Below are 16,031 nucleotides of genomic sequence, written 5' to 3' on the forward strand. Positions count from 1 at the left end.
ATTTAATAAACTTTATCACATTCAGCCGCCGATTTTAACGCGAACGGGGGGGAGGCGTGGATGTTTCAAGGTCCGATGTTCGGCGGCGGCAACGGCGCGTCAGGCGAGAAACGCCCGTATGGCGGCGATGCCTTGGCCGCCATGACGCTGGGCGGTGGCGATGTCGGCCGGGGTCAGCCCGCCCAGGGCGTATACCGGCAGTCCGGCCCCGTCCACCAGTTCGGCGTAGCGCCGCCAGCCCAAGGGCTTTGCCTCGGGGTGGCTGGCGGTGGTTTGCACCGGGCTGAGCACGGCGAAATCGGCGCCGATGGCCTGGGCTTGGGCCAGCTGTTCGGCATCGTGGCAGGAGGCGGCGACCCATAAACCGGCGGGCAAGGGCCGTTGTCGCAGCGCCATGAGCCGCGTCGAGTTCAGGTGCACGCCGGCCGCGCCCAGTTCCTGCGCCAGCTCCGGCGCGGCGTTGAGCAGCAGGCGCAGGCCCAAGGCTTCGGCGCGCCGCAGCAACGGTTGCGCCAGGCGGCGGTAATCGGCTTCGTCCAGGCCGTGGGCGCGCAGTTGCGCCAGGACGATGCCGCTGGCCGCCAAGCGTTCCAACCGCTCCAGAGCGGCCGGGGCGTCGGCCGGCGGCTGCGCACCGAGGATGGCGTAGCGATCCGGCAAGCGCACGGCGGCGACGATGGGGCGGTTGCCGTCGGGAAAAGCGTAGTTTCCCAGTTCGTCCGGCGACACCCAGGCCACCGGCTGGTTTTCCCGGCCGTGGGGCGCGCCGTCGAAAGCGTCCACCCGCCAAACGTCCAGCAGCACCTGCCGTTCCGGGTAGCTGTGGCGTAGCTTGATGAGGGGGCGGCAGGTTAGCACCCGGATGCCGATCTCTTCCGCCAATTCCCGCGCCAGGGCGCGTTCGGCGTTTTCGCCGGCTTCCAGCTTGCCGCCGGGGAATTCCCACAATCCGCCCAAGTGCGTGTGGAGGGGGCGGCGGGCGATGAGTATTTGGCCTTGGGGGTTACGGACGACGCCGACGGCGACGTGGATAGGGCTGGTCATGGCGGGGATTTTACCCGGATTTAGCGCTCGTTTCGGCCGGAAGCGGCCGCCGGAGGCGAAATGCGCCGTCCCAGCGGTGATACAGTACCGCCTTGTTTCGGCCTTGCTCGGCCTTAAAGCGGAGAGAATCGCCTATGTTCGTCCCCTCAATCCTTCGTTTGTGCCTGTTCTTGACCGCCTTGCTGGCGGCCGGCGGCGCCAGTGGGCGCGAACCGGCCTGGGAACGCCTGGTCGACGTGGGCGGCCATCGGTTGCGCATCGCTTGCGAGGGCGAAGGCGGCCCGGCGGTGATTTTGGACCACGGCCTGGGCGGCTCGGCCGACGACTGGAGCCGCGTCCAGCAAAGCCTGGCCGTCGTCACCCGGGTGTGCGTTTACGACCGGGCCGGCTACGGTGCCAGCGACGCCGGGCCGGCGCCTCGCACCAGTGCCCGTATCGCCCAGGAACTGCACGCCCTGCTGCAAGGCGCGGGCCTGCGGCCGCCCTATGTGCTGGGCGGCCATTCTTTCGGCGGCTACAACATGCGTCTGTACGCCAGTCGCTACCCGGACGAGGTCGCCGGCCTGCTGCTGGTGGATTCTCCCAACGAAGGGCAGGTGGACGGCCTGTTCCAGAGCCAGATCATGCGCCAGATTGACCCCCAGGGCATACTGCGGCAAATCTGGTCGCCGCAATTGCTCGACCTTCTCCCGGCGGCGGACATCGCGGCGTTTGCTCCGGCGTTCGGCTTGCCCGCCAAAAATCTGCAAGCGATCCTGGCCGAAATGGCCGCGTTCAAAGACAGCAGCCAGCAGCTGCGCGCCGCGGCGATCCATCCCGATACGCCGTTAGTCATCGTCATGCACGGTTTGCGCATCATGCCGGACGGTGCTTTGGGCGACGGCATGGAACGGGACTGGATGCGGCTGCAACGCGAGCTGGCGGCCCGCTACCGCGACGGCCGCGTCGTGGTAGCGCCGCAAAGCGCCCATGCCATTCCGCAGGATCAGCCGGAGATTGTGGTGGACGCGTTGAAGCGCTTGCTGCAAACGGCGGCGCCGGTTGCGCCGGCACAGGAGGATTGGTTTTAAACGGCTGCGGTGTTTGGCGTTCGTTAAGGTTGCCCGCTCAGGAACAGCTCGAGTACGCGCCGGGTGCTGTTGTAGGGGCTTCGATCAAGTTTTTGGACAAGTGTTTGCCGATTATGGCCGGCAGATTTTTCGGCGATTTGATGCGTAATTGTTTGTTGACGTTGAATCTGCCGAACACGACTTCAATGTCGTTGGGTGTAACGCCAAAGTTTTCCGCCAGGAATCGCACCATATGGTCGGTCGCCCTGCCTGCCACCGGCGCGGCGGTGACACTGACTTTGAGCTGGTTGCCTTTCACCTTGCCGATGGCGTCCTGCTTTGAATTGGGGGAGCCCAGGATATTGAGCACCAACGTTTCGCCATCCCAGGCACAGAACGAACTCATGGACGGCTTTTTACGCGCCACATTGCCTCCGGCGTGCGTCGATGTTTGCTTGGTGGGATCGGCGTTTAAGGCGCCTTTAGCGCGGCATCTCGAAATCGAAATCGCCGCTGGCCATCTTGGTCAGCATCCAGGAGGCGGCGCGCAGCGGATTGACGATGCCGCGATGGACGCGGACGTAGATCCAGGCGGATATCGTGGCGAACAGGACGAAAAAGCCGCCCAGCCAGGCCAGGGTCTTTTGTTCTCGCTCCATGGCGGCGCTGGCCTGGTCGAGAATGTCCGCGGCAATGTGGTTTTCGACTTGTTTTTGCAGCTCGATTTTTTCCGTGATGAGGCCGAACCATTTTTCCGGGCTGACGCCCAGGGAGCCGGCTTGGTGGTTGCTCAAGGCGGTATGCACGACGGATTCCGCCTCCTGCACCGCCGGGTTGTCCAGGGTCCGGTCGTAATCGCTCAAATAGGCCGCCGGTGCGCCGAAGCGGAATAACTGGTTGAATATGCGCGCTTCGGCTTGCAGTTCCAGGGCGCGGCGGTAGAGGGATTCGTTGAAGCTGTCGCGGCCGAACACCCCGGCGAAAACGGCGCGCGTGATGCCGGTGCGTTCCTTCAGCTCGATCAGGTTGATGTAGCTGCCGATGGCTTGGTTGATGGCCGGGTTGTTGGCCACCAGCTCGCCGATGCGGCGTATGCTGTCCACCAGGGTGGCGATGCTGTCCGTGTAATAGCCGACGGCGCCGTCCGCGCTGCCCTGCAAGCTGTCGATGGCGCTGCGGTTGGCGCTCAAGCGGGACAGCTGTTCGGCCACGGCTTTGCGGCTGGCATCGAGTTTGGCGTAGCGGGGGTCGCTGTCGGCCAGGGCGTTGTAGGCGGCCAGCTTGGCGTCGGTAAGCTGGCGCTGCTCGTGCAATTCGTTGCCGAATTTATGGCCTTGGCTGTTGAAATAGCCGGAGCTGCGGCCCCGTTCCTTTTGCAGTTCGTGGATCAGTTCGCTGGACACCGTGGCGTAGCGGCTCAGCGTCACGATGGCGCGCGTTTCGTCGTAGACCGTGTAGCGGTGTTGCGCCAGCCAGCCGGCGAGTACCATCACCCAGAGCGTGGGGATGAGCAGCATCAGCAACAGACGGTATTTGATCGACATGGCGCGAGTCTCCGGCGATTGAGGCAAACCTTGCGAGGCGCGGGCGGCCGCGTGCAGCAACCATGGCTGACGATTGCATCCGGCTCCCGGCGCCGACGAACGGCTTCGCCATTCTACACCCGCGCCGGGACTGGCTGCGCCTACCGGCACGACATACCCGTATCAACGAGAAAATCATCCTATGAACAACAACAAGATCTATTTGTGCGCTCCGGTAAACGCCTTGGTGGAGGGCATTTACGAAGAAAAGATCCCCTTCACCGAAATCAAGAAACACGGCGATTTCGGCCTGGGAACCTTCGACAATTTGGACGGCGAGATGATCATGCTCGACGGCAATATCTATCAAATGACCGCCGATGGCCGCGTCCATCAGGTCGACGAAAACGCCTTGACGCCCTTCGCCTGCGTGACGTTCTACCAGCCGTTGACCCACGACGAGTTGGAAGAGGAAATGGATTACCCCGCCTTTCTGCAATGGCTGCAAAACCTGCTGCCGTCGCCGAATATTTTCTACGCCATCCGCATCGAAGGGCTGTTCAACTACGTGAAAGTGCGCTCGGTGCCTAAGCAGGAGAACTACCGCCCGCTGGTGGACGTGGCGGAGGAGCAGCCGGTGTTCGAGTTTTCCCAGATCGAGGGCACCCTGGCCGGTTTTTTCACGCCGTCTTATATGTCGTCCTTGAGCGTGCCCGGCCTGCACCTGCATTTTCTCTCGGCGGATTTGCAGCACGGCGGCCATTTGATGAATTGCCGTCCCGTTAAAATCCGCGCCGGCATCCAATGCGTCAGCACCCTGGAAATGGCGCTGCCCATGAGCTTGGACTACCTGACCTGGGATTTCCGGCGCAACACCGCGCAGGATTTGGACAAGGCGGAAAAGTGAGGATGTTTCCCGTGCGTTCGGAGGTTTAACCATCCATGGCCCGCAATAAAGACGCCCGCGTTTTGTACCGCTGCACCGAGTGCGGCCACGCCCAGCCCAAGTGGGGCGGCCAATGTCCCGGCTGCGGCGGTTGGAACACCCTGGTGGAGTCCCTGGAAGAGCGCGCGCCGGCGCGCCACGGCGGTTACGCCGGCGCCGCCGGCGGCGAAGTGGTGCCGCTGTCCACGGTGGAGGCGCAGGACGTGCGGCGGGTGCTGTCGGGCATGGAGGAGCTGGACCGGGTGCTGGGCGGCGGCCTGGTGCCGGGCTCGGCGGTGCTGCTGGGCGGCGATCCCGGCATCGGCAAGTCCACCTTGCTGCTGCAGACGGTGGCGGCATTGAGCGGCAGCCTGTCCACCCTGTACATCACCGGCGAGGAGTCGGTGCAGCAGGTGAGCTTGCGAGCCAAGCGGCTGGAATTGGGAGTGGAGCGGGTGTACGCCCTGGCGGAAACGTCGCTGGAGCGCATCGTCGCCACCGCCCAGGAGCGCAAGCCGCAGGTGCTGGTGGTGGATTCGATCCAGACCGTCTACACGGAGCTGATGCAGTCGGCCCCCGGCTCGGTGGCCCAGGTGCGCGAATGCGCGGCGCAATTGGTGCGGCTGGTCAAGCAGACGGGGACGGTGGTGTTCCTCGTCGGCCACGTCACCAAGGAAGGCGCCCTGGCCGGCCCGCGCGTGCTGGAGCACATGGTGGACACGGTGCTGTACTTCGAGGGCGATCCCGGCAGCCGCTTCCGCGTGGTGCGCGCGTTCAAGAACCGCTTCGGCGCGGTGAACGAGCTGGGCGTGTTCGCCATGACCGAGGGCGGCTTGAAGGAAGTGAAAAACCCCTCGGCCATTTTTCTGTCGCGCCACGACGGCGAAACGCCGGGCAGCGTGGTCACGGTCACCCGCGAAGGCAGCCGCCCCATGCTGGTGGAAGTGCAGTCCCTGGTGGACGAAAGCCAGCTGGCCGCGCCGCGCCGCGTGACCTTAGGCATGGAGCAAAACCGACTGGCCATGCTGCTGGCCGTGCTGCACCGCCACGGCGGCGTGCCCATGGGCAACCAGGACGTGTTCATCAATCTGGTGGGCGGCGTGCGCCTGACCGAAACGGCCGGCGACTTGGCGGTGGTGTTCTCGGTGCTGTCCAGCTACCGCGACAAGCCGGTGCCGCGGGATTGGGTGCTGTTCGGCGAACTGGGCCTGACCGGGGAAGTGCGCCCGGTGCCCAACGGCGACGAGCGGCTCAAGGAAGTGTCAAAACACGGTTTCAAGACCGCCCTGGTGCCCCACAAAAACGCCCCGCGCGTGGCGATTCCCGGCCTGGAAGTGATCGCGGTGAAGACGCTGCGGGAGGCGCTGGAGGCGTTTTGACGCCTCGCGTTGCGCGGAATGGGAGTGCTGTTCCCGGTTAGTTCTTTATCGCCGGCGCCGGGATGGTCATGCCGGCGGCGTTCAGGGCGTCCCAGATGGCCAGCAGCAGTTGGGATTTCACTTCGGCGCGGCCGTTTTCTTCGATATTGACGAAGTACTGCACTTGGAAGCTGATGCCGTTGGCGGCGAATTCGTTGAGCCAAACGGTGGCCGCCGGCGTCTTGAGCACGGCGGGGTGCTGGTCGACCGTGGCGTGGATGATGTCCCGCGCCCGGTGCGGGTCGTCGTGGTAGCTGACCGCGACGGCGAAGGTGGTGCGGAGCACCCGGTCGCTGCGGGTCCAGTTGATGAGCGGGTGGCCGACGATGTCGGCGTTGGGAATGATGACTTCCTGGTTGTCGCCGGTTTTTACCGTTACCGCGCGTACGCCCAGGTATTTCACTTCCCCTTCCACGCCGGCCACGGTGACGATGTCCTTGGTGCGCAGGGGGCGTTCGATCAGCAGGATGATGCCGCTGATGAAGTTGTTGGCGATGCTTTGCAACCCCAGGCCGATGCCGACGCCCACGGCGCCGGTGAATATCGCCAGGCTGGTCAGGTCCAGCCCCAGGGTTTTCAGGGCGATAAGCAGTCCGATCAGGAAATAGGCGTACTGGGTGAAGGCGGCCAGGCTGTTGCGCAGGCCGATGTCGGCGATGCGGGCGTAGAGCCAGCGGAAGCTGAATTTGCGGACCCAGCGGGTGGAACTCAGCAGCACCGCGACGAAGAGGGCGGTGAGCAGCAGGCGCGTCGCGTCGAAGCTTTGGTCGCCGATGTTGAACAGGGGATAGGTCAATGCCTGGGCGATGGCCAGGACGATGGGCGATTCGGTGTCCCAGCCGAAAATGCGGAACAGCACGGCGGCGGCGGCCACGGCCAGCAGCAGGCGCGCCAGCTGGTGCAGGGGGTCGATGATGTCCTGGGCCCACAGCGCGCCTTGGGCCGAGTGCTGGAACGCCTGGTTTTTCAGCAGCTTGATCAAGTCGTGCAAGACGCCGCGCACCATGTACCAGCCCATGACGACCAGCAGCACCCAGGCCAAGTGGGCGGCCATGGCCCAGGCCAGGTTGAGGTAGCCGGCCACGCCCAGCACCGAGGCGCCCAGCATGAAAGCGAGAAACAGGAAGCCGGCCAGCCGGGTGATTTTGAACCAGCGGCGCGAGGCCATGTGCTGTTCCAGCCAGACCAGCACCCGGGGCCTGATGCGCAGGGCGGCGAGAAAGGAGCAGGCGATGAACAGCATGAAGGCGCGTTCCGCCAGGGCGCCGAGTTCGCCGGTGATGATGTCCATTTGACCGAGCACGAGGAACAGCGCCAGCAGGGCGCTGAGCACCACGAACCACACGGCGATGCGGTAGATGTGCTGTTTCCAGTCGGCCCGCGCCACCAGCGGCGAAAGCAGCACCCAACGGGCCAAGCCCAGGGATAGGCGCGCGCCGAACCACAATGCGCAGATCAGGCCCAGCAGCAGCAGGGTGCGGAATTCCACTTCGACGGCCCAGCCGGCCAGCAAAATGAGTCCGCAAAACAGCAAGCCCCAGCGGTTGTCGCGCAGCAGCGCCAGGGCAACGTCCACGGCGGTTTCGGAGAAACTGGCGCTGCGCCGCGATTGGGCGATGGCTTGCAGCGGCGGCAGCCGCGCCATTTGGCGCCACAACAGCAGCCACAAGGCTTCCAGCCCCAGCAATTCGGCCCACAGGGAAGGGCTGGCCTGGACAAACGCCCCCCAGTATTGGCCGGCGGCTCGCAGGACGCCTTCGGCCAGGGTTTGCGGCATGGAGAGTATCTCCTGCGCCAGCGCTTTCCATTCGAACAGCTCGCTGGGCAGCTGGTGGCGCGCCGTCAGGCCCTTTTTGACGTTTTCCAGGTGGGCTTGATGGGCCGCCTCGGACACTTTGCCCGCTTGTTCCGTGACCCGCTGCAGGGCGCCCAGTTGGCGGCCGAATTGGTCGATGAGGTTGGCGATGATTTGCTGTTCGCGGCGCAGTTTCTGTTGCGCCGCCGCGCCGGTGGGTTGGCGTTTTTGCTTTACTTCCAGGGTTTGCTGCAGTATTGCCGCCTTGCTTTGCGTTAGGCCCACCGCCGCCTGCAGCTCCTCGTGGATTTGGTCCGCTTCGGCGACGATGGCCGCCAGCCTGGCGGTTTCCAGTTCCTTGTCGCGGAGCGCCGTGTCCAACTGCTTCAGGGTATAGGCCGACTTCTCTGCCTGTAACTGCATTTTCAGCAGGTAACTGGATTCCTCCGCCTCCTTGATCTGGGTTTGCAGCAGGCTTTTGTCGACCTCCGCCTCGGGGCGGTTGCTCTCGATCTCGCTCAAACGCTCGTTGAGCTGCGCCGACAGGGACTGCAAGCGGTCGGTTTCTTGTTTCAGGTGCTTTTCCAGGTCGGCCAAGGCTTCTTCGCGTTGGCTCGATTGGACGATTTCGTAGCGTTCGCTCAGCAGGCTCCAATAGTCCTTGGCCAGCTGCAGCTTTTCCTTGATCAACTGGGTGCGCTGGTCGAGCAGGTTTTGCTGGACGCTTTCCAGCTCCAGCAGGCTTTGCTTTTCCGCCAGTTGCTGTTCCACCGCCGGCGACTTGGAGCCGCGCATTTCCTTGATTTTGCGATGCAGCTGCTCTACCGCGGCGGTGAGGTCGTTTTGGTGGTTCTGCGACGCCAGGGTATCCAGGCCGATGGATTGCAGCTCGATTTCTGCGCCCTCTTTTTCCACGCGGGCTTCTTCCACCATGGCGGCGTTGATGGTGGTTGGCGAGGCGTCGTCTTGGTCGCGCAGCTTTTGCAGGTCGCCGCGCTTTTTATCCACTTCCGCTTGCAGGCGGGCGACGACGCTTTGCTGTTCCTCCAGGTCGTGGCGGCGCGATTCCACCAAGTCGGCTTTTGCCGCCGGCGGGGCGGCGGATAAAACGCACGGCAGCAACAGGAACAGCAAGCAGCAGAGGCTGCACAGGCGAGCTTTGGACATGGGCGGGGCGGGGCGGGCTAAGGCTTAGGTTTTTCGGGCGGGGGGCGAGGGGTGCACCAGGGCTTTGATGTCGCGGTCCAGCAAATCGCTGTCGCCCAGGTTGAGCTCGATCATGCGGCGCAGCGTGGTCACGCTGTCCAGGTCAATGTGGTCGCAGCGGTAGCCGGCCATGGCGTCCTGGGTATGGGTGAGCGAAACCTGCATGTTGATGGACAGGCCGCCGGCCAACAGGATTTCGACGCGGTCCACGGTCTGCGCCTTGGCCAGCCATTCCTCCGGCAGCTCGACCAGGCAGCCTTTAAGCGAAATGTCCGCCACTTTGCAGGGCGTGAACGCGGTGCCGCCGTATGCGAAGGCGTCGGCATGGTAGACGATGCGATGGAAGCCGCGCTTGTCGTCGCTGTGCTGCTTGGCCATGGTCAGGATTCCCGAAAAAATTGCAGTTTCTGCTGGCCGATTTCCAGCAAGTCGCCGTGGTTGAGCTGGATGGTGTGTTCCCCCACCGGACGGCCGTTGATTTTGACCACGCCGTCCTGGTCGATGGCGCTGAAAAAATAGCCGCCCTGGCGTTTGGCGACCACGGCGGCGCCGTCTTGGCCGGGTTTGCCCAGGCGGGTGAGGGAGTTGCGCAAGGGCGTGACGCGCCCGATGTGGTCGCCGGACATCCATTGCAGGAAGGCTTCACCGTCGGCGCTGGTCCCTTGGCCGCTGGCGCCGCCCGCCGGTGGGGCGGTTTCGGCGGCGGCGTCCTCCACGTAAAACAGCATGTAACCGCCGATGCCGATGCGGTCGCCGTCCTTGAGGCGGTGTTCTCGCGCCGGTTGGTCGTTGACCGTGACGGGGAAACTGCCGTCGCCTTGCCGCAACACGCTGGTGCCTGGTCCGAACTGCAACGCCGCGTGCAGCGGAGCGATGTCGCTGGCGGCGAGGACGATGTCGTTGGAGGGATCGCTGCCGATGGTGACGGTGCCGCTGCTGAACTGGTGCGAACCCTGGACGCGGCCTTTATGAATAAGGGTGAGTGTTGCCATGATGTTTCAAGAAGCCTTGGTGTGTTCCGCTTCGTCGCGGTTTTTCGTTTGGCGCCGGCTGTCTGCAAGGGTCCAAGTATAGAGGAAGGGTGGCCGGCGTGTCCTTTTCGGGGGACGCGCCGGTTTGTCAGGTCTCCAGGGGCGCCGATAGCCGCACTTGCTTAACGGCGTTGCCTTCCATATGGGTGATTTCCACCTGATGTCCGAACAGCTTGAGGCTGACGCCGGGCGCGGGAATGGTTTCCAGATACTCGATGATTAAGCCGTTGAGGGTTTTCGGTCCTTCCGTGGGCAGCGAGTAGCCGGCGACCCGGTTCAGCTCGCGCACCGTCACGCCGGCATGCACCAGGAAACTGCCGTCGCGCTGTTTCTGGATATCCTGCGGGTCGGTGGTGAATTCGCCGATGATTTCTTCCAGCAAATCCGACAGGGTCACCAGGCCGCGCACGTCGCCGTATTCGTCCACCACCAGGCCGATGCGGCGGTTGTCGCGGCGGAAGTTGATCAGCAAACGGTGTAAAGGGGTGTTTTCCGGCACGAAGGTGACCGCTTCGGTTTGCTTTTTCAGCATGCCCTTGTCGAAGGCCCCTTGCTTCATGGCGATCAGCGCCTTGCGCAGGTGCAGGATGCCGGTGACTTTGTCGATGCTTTTCTGGTAGACCGGCAGCCGCGTGTAGCGGCTGGCGACGATCTGCGCCTGGATGGCCTCGATGGAGTCTTCCAGGTCGATGCCGACGATTTGATTGCGCGGCACCATGATGTCTTCCACCGTGGCGGTTTCCAGGTCGAGGATGCCCAGCAGCATATTTTGGTAGCGCTCCGGGATCATGGCGCCGGCCTCCGCCACCACGGTGCGCAACTCTTCCTTGCTGAGCGGGGAGTGGGCGCCGGCTTCCGGCCGGAAGCCGAAAATGCGCAGCAGAAAGTTGGCGATGGCGTTCACCACCCACACCATGGGATAGCACAGCTTGAGCAGGGGCAGGATCAGCCAGGAGGCCGGAAAGGCGAGTTTTTCCGGGTGCAGGGCGGCCATCGTTTTGGGGGCCACTTCGGAAAAAATCAGCACGACGAGGGTGAGCGCGCCGGCGGCCGGCGCCACGCCGCTTTCGCCGAACCAGCGCAAGGCTAGGATGGTGGTGAGGGACGACGCCAAGATGTTGGCGAAGATGTTGCCCAATAAGATAAAGCCGATCAACCGGTCCGGACGCTGCAATAGCTTCTGCGATCTGAGGGCTCCGGGGTGTTTCTCCTTGGCCAAGTGCTGCAGGCGGTAGCGGTTCAGCGTCATCAGCGCGGTCTCCGCGCCGGCGAAGAAAGCCGACAGCAACAATAAGGCAAAGAGCGCGGAAAGCAGCAGGGCGGAAGGGATTTCGTTCAAGGAGGCCAAATCTCCATGGTGTGGACTTGGTCACGTGTTCTACGGCGCAAGACTTTGAATGTCAAGGCGATAGGGGGATTCGGCCCGGTAGCGGGCAGACGGCGAATGGCGCGCCATAATTTTGACATTTCTTCACAATCACGTTTAATATCGCGTGTAACCGACTGGCGACCAAGAAAATTTTTGGATAAAAGCATGGCCGCGCAACGCATACTGTTAATCGGAGAAGACACGGCACTGCAGCGCGAATTGCGCGCGGTGCTGGAGTTCATGGAACACGCCGTGGCGGTGGCGGGCGATTTGCGCGCCTTGGCCGATGCTTGCGCCGACGAAGCGCCGTCCGTCGCGTTTCTGACGCCGGGCAGCGCGCCGGAATCGCTGGTGGGCGCGTTCACCGGCATGGGGACGAAAGCGCCCTTGGTCATGGTCAGGACCCGGGACGCAGCGGCCGCGCCGCCGGGAAATCTCGCCGTTTCCCATTTTCTCGACTGGCCTACCACTCACTCCGTCTTAGCCGATCTGTTGCAGCGCGTGTTCAAGTCCGCCGATGAGCGGGGCGCGCGAAGCGCGCCGGATTTGGGCCGCTGGCTGGTGGGAGGGGAAACGCCCGCCATCCGCCGCGTCCGCCGTTTGGTGGAGCAGGTGGCCGGCACCGATGCCACGGTGCTGGTTCTGGGCGAGTCGGGCACGGGCAAGGAGGTGGTCGCCCGTGCCTTGCATTACAATTCGCCGCGCCGGGAACGCCTGTTCGTGCCGGTCAACTGCGGCGCGATTCCCGGCGACTTGCTGGAAAGCGAGTTGTTCGGTCACGAAAAAGGCGCGTTCACCGGCGCGCTGACGTCGCGCCAAGGCCGCTTCGAGTTGGCCGACGGCGGCACGTTGTTCCTGGATGAAATAGGGGATATGCCCCTGTCCATGCAGGTAAAGCTGTTGCGCGTGTTGCAGGAGCGCAGCTTCGAGCGGGTCGGCAGCAACAAGACTATCCAGTGCGACGTGCGCGTGGTGGCCGCCACGCACCGCAACTTGGAAGACGAGATCCGTCAGAACCGCTTCCGCGAGGATTTGTTCTACCGCCTCAACGTCTTTCCCATAGAAATACCGCCTTTGCGCGAGAGGGTGGAAGATTTGCCGCTATTGGTGGACGAGCTGGTGCGGCGCATCGAAAACGAACGGCGCGGTTCCGTGCGGTTCACGCCGGCGGCCATGGGGGTGCTGCAGCAGCATCATTGGCCGGGCAATGTGCGCGAGCTGGCCAATTTGGTGGAACGCTTGGCGATACTTTATCCCGAGGGCACGGTGGACGTGGACGATTTGCCCGACAAGTTCCAGCAGTACAGCGGCCGTCCCCGGCCTCGGCCCGTGGAGGCGTTTCCTTCGGCGATGGGGCGGTCGGATATGCAGCCGTTCGGCTTGGCGATGGTCGGTTTGCCCAAAGACGGCATGGATTTGAAGGAGCATTTGAGCAGCTTGGAGTCGCAGCTGATCCAGCAAGCCTTGGACGAGTGCCGCGGCGTGGTGGCTCACGCCGCCAATATGTTGCGCATGCGCCGCACCACGTTGGTGGAAAAATTGCGTAAATACGGTTTGCGCGGTGACGAAGCGTGACAGCGGCGGGTTCGATGGAGTTCGATAAGGCGCCCTCGTCCGAAGCGGCCAAGCTGGAAGACGCTTTCCAGCTGTTCAACGAGATGTCGCAGGCCTTGGCCCAGTCCTACCAGGAACTGGAAAGCAAGGTGGTGGGGTTGACCGAGGAGCTGGCCGCGGCTCGCAGCGAACGGCTGCAAACCTTGATGGAAAAAGAGGTGCTGGCCAACCGCCTGCAACGCCTGTTGGAGGCTTTGCCCGGCGGCGTGGTGGTGCTGGATGGCGAAGGCCTGGTGGCCGAATGCAATCGAGGCGCGTCGGAGTTGTTGGGCACCGCGCCGTTGCACCGCCCCTGGAGCGAGGTGTTGGCCGAGGTTTTGGCGGTGGGAGCCGGCAATCCCCATCAGCGACGGCTGGCCAACGGCCGTTACGTCAGTTTTTCCTCCAGTTCCTTGGGCGATGAGCCGGGGCAAATCATACTGCTGACCGACGTGTCGGAAATGCATGCCTTGCAGGGATTGGTGGAGCAGCAGCAGCGCTTGACCGCTATGGGCGAGATGTTGGCCGGCATGGCCCACCAAATTCGCACGCCGTTGGCGGCGGCGGTGTTGTATGCCTCTCACCTGGGCGGAGAGTTGCCCCTGCCGCAGCGCGAACGTTTCTCGGAAAAGCTGCTGGAGCGCTTGCGCCATTTGGAACGCCAAGTGAACGATATGCTGGTTTTCGCCCGCGCCGGCCGCTATACCATGGAAAAGGTGGCGGTACGGGGGGTGCTGGATCGGGCGGTGCATGCCATGGAGGCGCTGGTGAAGAATCGCCGGGTGGAATTTAAAGTCGCGGAAGACGCCGCTTGCCCGGAACTCTATATTAGTGAAGATGCTTTCCTGGGCGCGTTGACCAACTTGATGTCCAACGCCGTGGAGGCCATGGGCGAGGCCGGTACGGTGACGTTGCGGCTGAGCCGTCCGGCGGCGGCTTCGGTGCGCATCAGCGTGATCGACGACGGGCCGGGCATGAGCGAAGAAGTGCGGCAGCGGGTGTTTCAACCTTTTTATACTACGCGCACCAGCGGAACGGGCTTGGGGTTGGCGGTAGTGGAGAGCGTGGTGCGCGCCCATGGCGGCACCGTGTTGTGCGAAACCAAGCTTGGGCAGGGAACGGCCTTTCACATTGATTTGCCCCTGGTGACCGAACCCACGCCACTGCCGGCGGGGATTTCGGCCAACGATTTACCCGATTGAGCGTGAGAACCATGGCGGGAACCGATATTTTACTGGTGGAAGACGACGCCTCTTTGCGCGAGGCTTTGTGCGATACCCTGGAGTTGGCCGGCTATAGCGTGGCCTGCGCCGTCAATGGCGTGGACGCCTTGGCCCAGTTGGCGCAGAACGAAGTGCGACTGGTGCTGAGCGACGTGCAAATGGATCAAATGGACGGCTTTGCGCTCTTGGAGCATATGCATAGCCGTTACGGGCATATCCCGGTTCTGTTGATGACCGCCTACGGCACGATCGAAAAAGCGGTGCAGGCCATGCAGGGCGGCGCTTGCAATTATTTGGTCAAGCCCTTCGAGGCCGGCGTGTTGCTGGAGCAGGTGGCGCGCTATATCGCCGAGCCGTTGGACGAGGACGAAGGCGGCGCGATGACGCGGGTGGTTGAAGACGTAGCCATGAAACAGCTGTTCGCCTTGGCGGCCAAAGTGGCGGCCAGCGACGCCACGGTGTTGATCCAGGGCGAAAGCGGGACAGGAAAGGAAGTTTTGGCTCGCTACATACACGAGGCGTCGGCGCGGCGCGATAAGCCGTTTATCGCCATCAATTGCGCGGCTATTCCGGAAAACATGCTGGAAGCCATATTATTCGGCTACGAGAAAGGCGCTTTCACCGGCGCCCATCAATCCACGCCGGGCAAGTTCGAGCAGGCTCAGGGCGGCACGCTGTTGCTGGACGAAATCACGGAGATGCCTCTGGCTTTGCAGGCCAAGCTCCTGCGCGTATTGCAGGAAAAGGAAGTGGAGCGTTTGGGGGCGCGCAAGCCCATGGCCTTGGATGTGAGAGTGCTGGCGACCACCAACCGGACCTTGACGGAGCAGGTGTCCAAGGGCGATTTCCGTGAAGATTTGTATTATCGCCTTAACGTCTTTCCTCTGACCCTGCCGCCCTTGCGCGAGCGACGCGGCGATATTTTGCCGCTCGCGGTCGGATTATTGCAGCGTCATTGGAAAAGCGGCAAAACATTGCCGGTCTTGGACGACGAAGCGCGGCAACGTTTGACCGCTTATCATTGGCCGGGTAACGTGCGGGAACTTGAAAACGTGATGCAACGGGCCATTATTCTGCAGGAAGGGGGACGGATCGGCGCCGCCGCTATCGTATTCGAGCATCCCTTGCTGTCGGGCGGCGGTGGAGAGGCGTTCGCGCCAGCGCCCGCGCCGGCTGCGGACAGCGCCTCCCCCTTGGAAAGCGGCTTGCGTTCCCTTGAGGAAAAGATCATTCTGGACGTCTTGAAGGAAGAATGCGGCAGCCGCAAAGCCACGGCCGAGCGTCTGGGCCTCAGCGAGCGTACCTTGCGTTACAAGATCGCCCGCCTTCGCGAAGCGGGTGTTTCAGTGCCGGTTTAGTTGCGGCATCGATCTTGCTAAGATAAAGATGGCTGCATGAGGATGGTGTGACGAGGATACAGCAATGAGCAATATGAGTATCGACCAAGTGCTGGCGCAAATGCGCGTATTGCGCGACCAAGCCAGCGGGCCGGCGGCGGAAGCCGGCAACGGTGTCGATTTTTCGGCGCTGTTGAAGCAGTCCGTCGATCAGGTCAACGAAGTGCAGCAGCAGGCGGGAAAGCTGGCCGAATCTTTCGAGGCAGGCCAGACCGATGCCAGCTTAGCTGAAGTCATGGTGTCTTTGCAGAAGGCCAATGTGTCGTTCCAGGGCATGGTGCAGGTACGCAACAAATTGGTGGATGCTTATAAGGACGTGATGAATATGTCCATATGAGCGGGATGAGGCCATCTAATCGAATGACAGCCTGATCCATGGAAGCCGGCGGAACAGACAATCAGGGGCTGGCGACACGTGCGGCGGCAGGTGCCGCTGCGCCTGCCGCTTTAGACGATGC

14 protein-coding genes are annotated in these 16,031 nt (G+C 63.1%); 7 read left to right on the top strand and 7 right to left on the bottom strand.

From position 1 onward, the window contains the following. Positions 1 to 99: 99 nt before the first annotated feature. Positions 100 to 1,044 carry a Nudix family hydrolase gene (locus K5607_RS04230; protein ID WP_221048303.1) on the bottom strand — a complete coding sequence of 315 codons (945 nt, stop codon included), beginning with the start codon at positions 1,042 to 1,044 and terminating at the stop codon, positions 100 to 102. 134 nt (positions 1,045 to 1,178) lie between these two features. Between K5607_RS04230 and K5607_RS04235 the strand changes: the two genes are divergently transcribed. Then, on the top strand, positions 1,179 to 2,114 hold the full coding sequence (locus K5607_RS04235; protein ID WP_221048304.1) for an alpha/beta fold hydrolase: 936 nt from the start codon (positions 1,179 to 1,181) through the stop codon (positions 2,112 to 2,114). Positions 2,115 to 2,151: 37 nt separating this feature from the next. On the opposite strand, the gene K5607_RS04240 is transcribed toward K5607_RS04235, so the two are convergent. Both K5607_RS04240 and K5607_RS04245 read right to left on the bottom strand, forming a co-directional pair. Continuing rightward, positions 2,152 to 2,520 (bottom strand): DUF167 domain-containing protein, encoded by a 369-nt coding sequence (locus K5607_RS04240; protein ID WP_246598948.1) that lies wholly within the window; start codon positions 2,518 to 2,520, stop codon positions 2,152 to 2,154. Between the two features lie 55 nt (positions 2,521 to 2,575). Continuing rightward, positions 2,576 to 3,637, bottom strand: a complete 1,062-nt coding sequence (locus K5607_RS04245; protein WP_221048305.1) for a nitrate- and nitrite sensing domain-containing protein — start codon at positions 3,635 to 3,637, stop codon at positions 2,576 to 2,578. Between the two features lie 181 nt (positions 3,638 to 3,818). Here K5607_RS04245 and budA point away from each other — a divergent pair, with 181 nt between their 5' ends. Further along, positions 3,819 to 4,523, top strand: a complete 705-nt coding sequence (gene budA, locus K5607_RS04250; protein ID WP_054774465.1) for an acetolactate decarboxylase — start codon at positions 3,819 to 3,821, stop codon at positions 4,521 to 4,523. A gap of 35 nt (positions 4,524 to 4,558) precedes the next feature. Beyond that, positions 4,559 to 5,920 (top strand): DNA repair protein RadA, encoded by a 1,362-nt coding sequence (gene radA, locus K5607_RS04255; protein WP_221048306.1) that lies wholly within the window; start codon positions 4,559 to 4,561, stop codon positions 5,918 to 5,920. 37 nt (positions 5,921 to 5,957) lie between these two features. Here the strand turns inward: radA and K5607_RS04260 are convergent, their stop codons facing one another. From K5607_RS04260 to K5607_RS04275, 4 genes are all read right to left on the bottom strand, one after another. Then, entirely contained in the window at positions 5,958 to 8,921 is a 2,964-nt protein-coding gene (locus tag K5607_RS04260; protein WP_221048307.1) for a mechanosensitive ion channel domain-containing protein, read from the bottom strand. Between the two features lie 24 nt (positions 8,922 to 8,945). Further along, on the bottom strand, positions 8,946 to 9,338 hold the full coding sequence (locus K5607_RS04265) for a PilZ domain-containing protein (protein WP_221048308.1): 393 nt from the start codon (positions 9,336 to 9,338) through the stop codon (positions 8,946 to 8,948). A gap of 2 nt (positions 9,339 to 9,340) precedes the next feature. Beyond that, positions 9,341 to 9,952, bottom strand: coding sequence for an FHA domain-containing protein (locus K5607_RS04270; RefSeq protein ID WP_221048309.1), 612 nt, complete (start codon positions 9,950 to 9,952; stop codon positions 9,341 to 9,343). A 127-nt stretch (positions 9,953 to 10,079) separates the two neighbouring features. Further along, positions 10,080 to 11,330, bottom strand: a complete 1,251-nt coding sequence (locus tag K5607_RS04275; RefSeq protein ID WP_221048310.1) for an HlyC/CorC family transporter — start codon at positions 11,328 to 11,330, stop codon at positions 10,080 to 10,082. Between the two features lie 195 nt (positions 11,331 to 11,525). Between K5607_RS04275 and K5607_RS04280 the strand changes: the two genes are divergently transcribed. The 4 genes from K5607_RS04280 (at position 11,526) to fliE (ending at position 15,910) form a co-directional block, all read left to right on the top strand. Next, a complete protein-coding gene (locus K5607_RS04280; protein ID WP_221048311.1) occupies positions 11,526 to 12,935 on the top strand; it encodes a sigma-54 dependent transcriptional regulator in 1,410 nt (469 codons plus the stop codon). Positions 12,936 to 12,949: 14 nt separating this feature from the next. Continuing rightward, entirely contained in the window at positions 12,950 to 14,155 is a 1,206-nt protein-coding gene (locus K5607_RS04285) for a sensor histidine kinase (protein WP_221048312.1), read from the top strand. 11 nt (positions 14,156 to 14,166) lie between these two features. After that, complete coding sequence (locus tag K5607_RS04290; RefSeq protein ID WP_054773754.1) at positions 14,167 to 15,534, top strand: sigma-54-dependent transcriptional regulator; 1,368 nt, start codon at positions 14,167 to 14,169, stop codon at positions 15,532 to 15,534. Between the two features lie 64 nt (positions 15,535 to 15,598). Next, positions 15,599 to 15,910, top strand: a complete 312-nt coding sequence (fliE, locus tag K5607_RS04295; protein WP_054773753.1) for a flagellar hook-basal body complex protein FliE — start codon at positions 15,599 to 15,601, stop codon at positions 15,908 to 15,910. Positions 15,911 to 16,031: the final 121 nt, after the last annotated feature.

Source organism: Methylogaea oryzae (assembly GCF_019669985.1).
GTDB lineage: Bacteria > Pseudomonadota > Gammaproteobacteria > Methylococcales > Methylococcaceae > Methylogaea > Methylogaea oryzae.

What these genes read in the sequence shown, in the direction of transcription:
- K5607_RS04230 (WP_221048303.1), bottom strand. Translation starts at nt 1,044, where the DNA reads ATGACCAGCCCTATCCACGTCGCCGTCGGCGTCGTCCGTAACCCCCAA.
- K5607_RS04235 (WP_221048304.1), top strand. Translation starts at nt 1,179, where the DNA reads ATGTTCGTCCCCTCAATCCTTCGTTTGTGCCTGTTCTTGACCGCCTTG.
- K5607_RS04245 (WP_221048305.1), bottom strand. Translation starts at nt 3,637, where the DNA reads ATGTCGATCAAATACCGTCTGTTGCTGATGCTGCTCATCCCCACGCTC.
- budA (WP_054774465.1), top strand. Translation starts at nt 3,819, where the DNA reads ATGAACAACAACAAGATCTATTTGTGCGCTCCGGTAAACGCCTTGGTG.
- radA (WP_221048306.1), top strand. Translation starts at nt 4,559, where the DNA reads ATGGCCCGCAATAAAGACGCCCGCGTTTTGTACCGCTGCACCGAGTGC.
- K5607_RS04260 (WP_221048307.1), bottom strand. Translation starts at nt 8,921, where the DNA reads ATGTCCAAAGCTCGCCTGTGCAGCCTCTGCTGCTTGCTGTTCCTGTTG.
- K5607_RS04265 (WP_221048308.1), bottom strand. Translation starts at nt 9,338, where the DNA reads ATGGCCAAGCAGCACAGCGACGACAAGCGCGGCTTCCATCGCATCGTC.
- K5607_RS04270 (WP_221048309.1), bottom strand. Translation starts at nt 9,952, where the DNA reads ATGGCAACACTCACCCTTATTCATAAAGGCCGCGTCCAGGGTTCGCAC.
- K5607_RS04280 (WP_221048311.1), top strand. Translation starts at nt 11,526, where the DNA reads ATGGCCGCGCAACGCATACTGTTAATCGGAGAAGACACGGCACTGCAG.
- K5607_RS04285 (WP_221048312.1), top strand. Translation starts at nt 12,950, where the DNA reads ATGGAGTTCGATAAGGCGCCCTCGTCCGAAGCGGCCAAGCTGGAAGAC.
- K5607_RS04290 (WP_054773754.1), top strand. Translation starts at nt 14,167, where the DNA reads ATGGCGGGAACCGATATTTTACTGGTGGAAGACGACGCCTCTTTGCGC.
- fliE (WP_054773753.1), top strand. Translation starts at nt 15,599, where the DNA reads ATGAGCAATATGAGTATCGACCAAGTGCTGGCGCAAATGCGCGTATTG.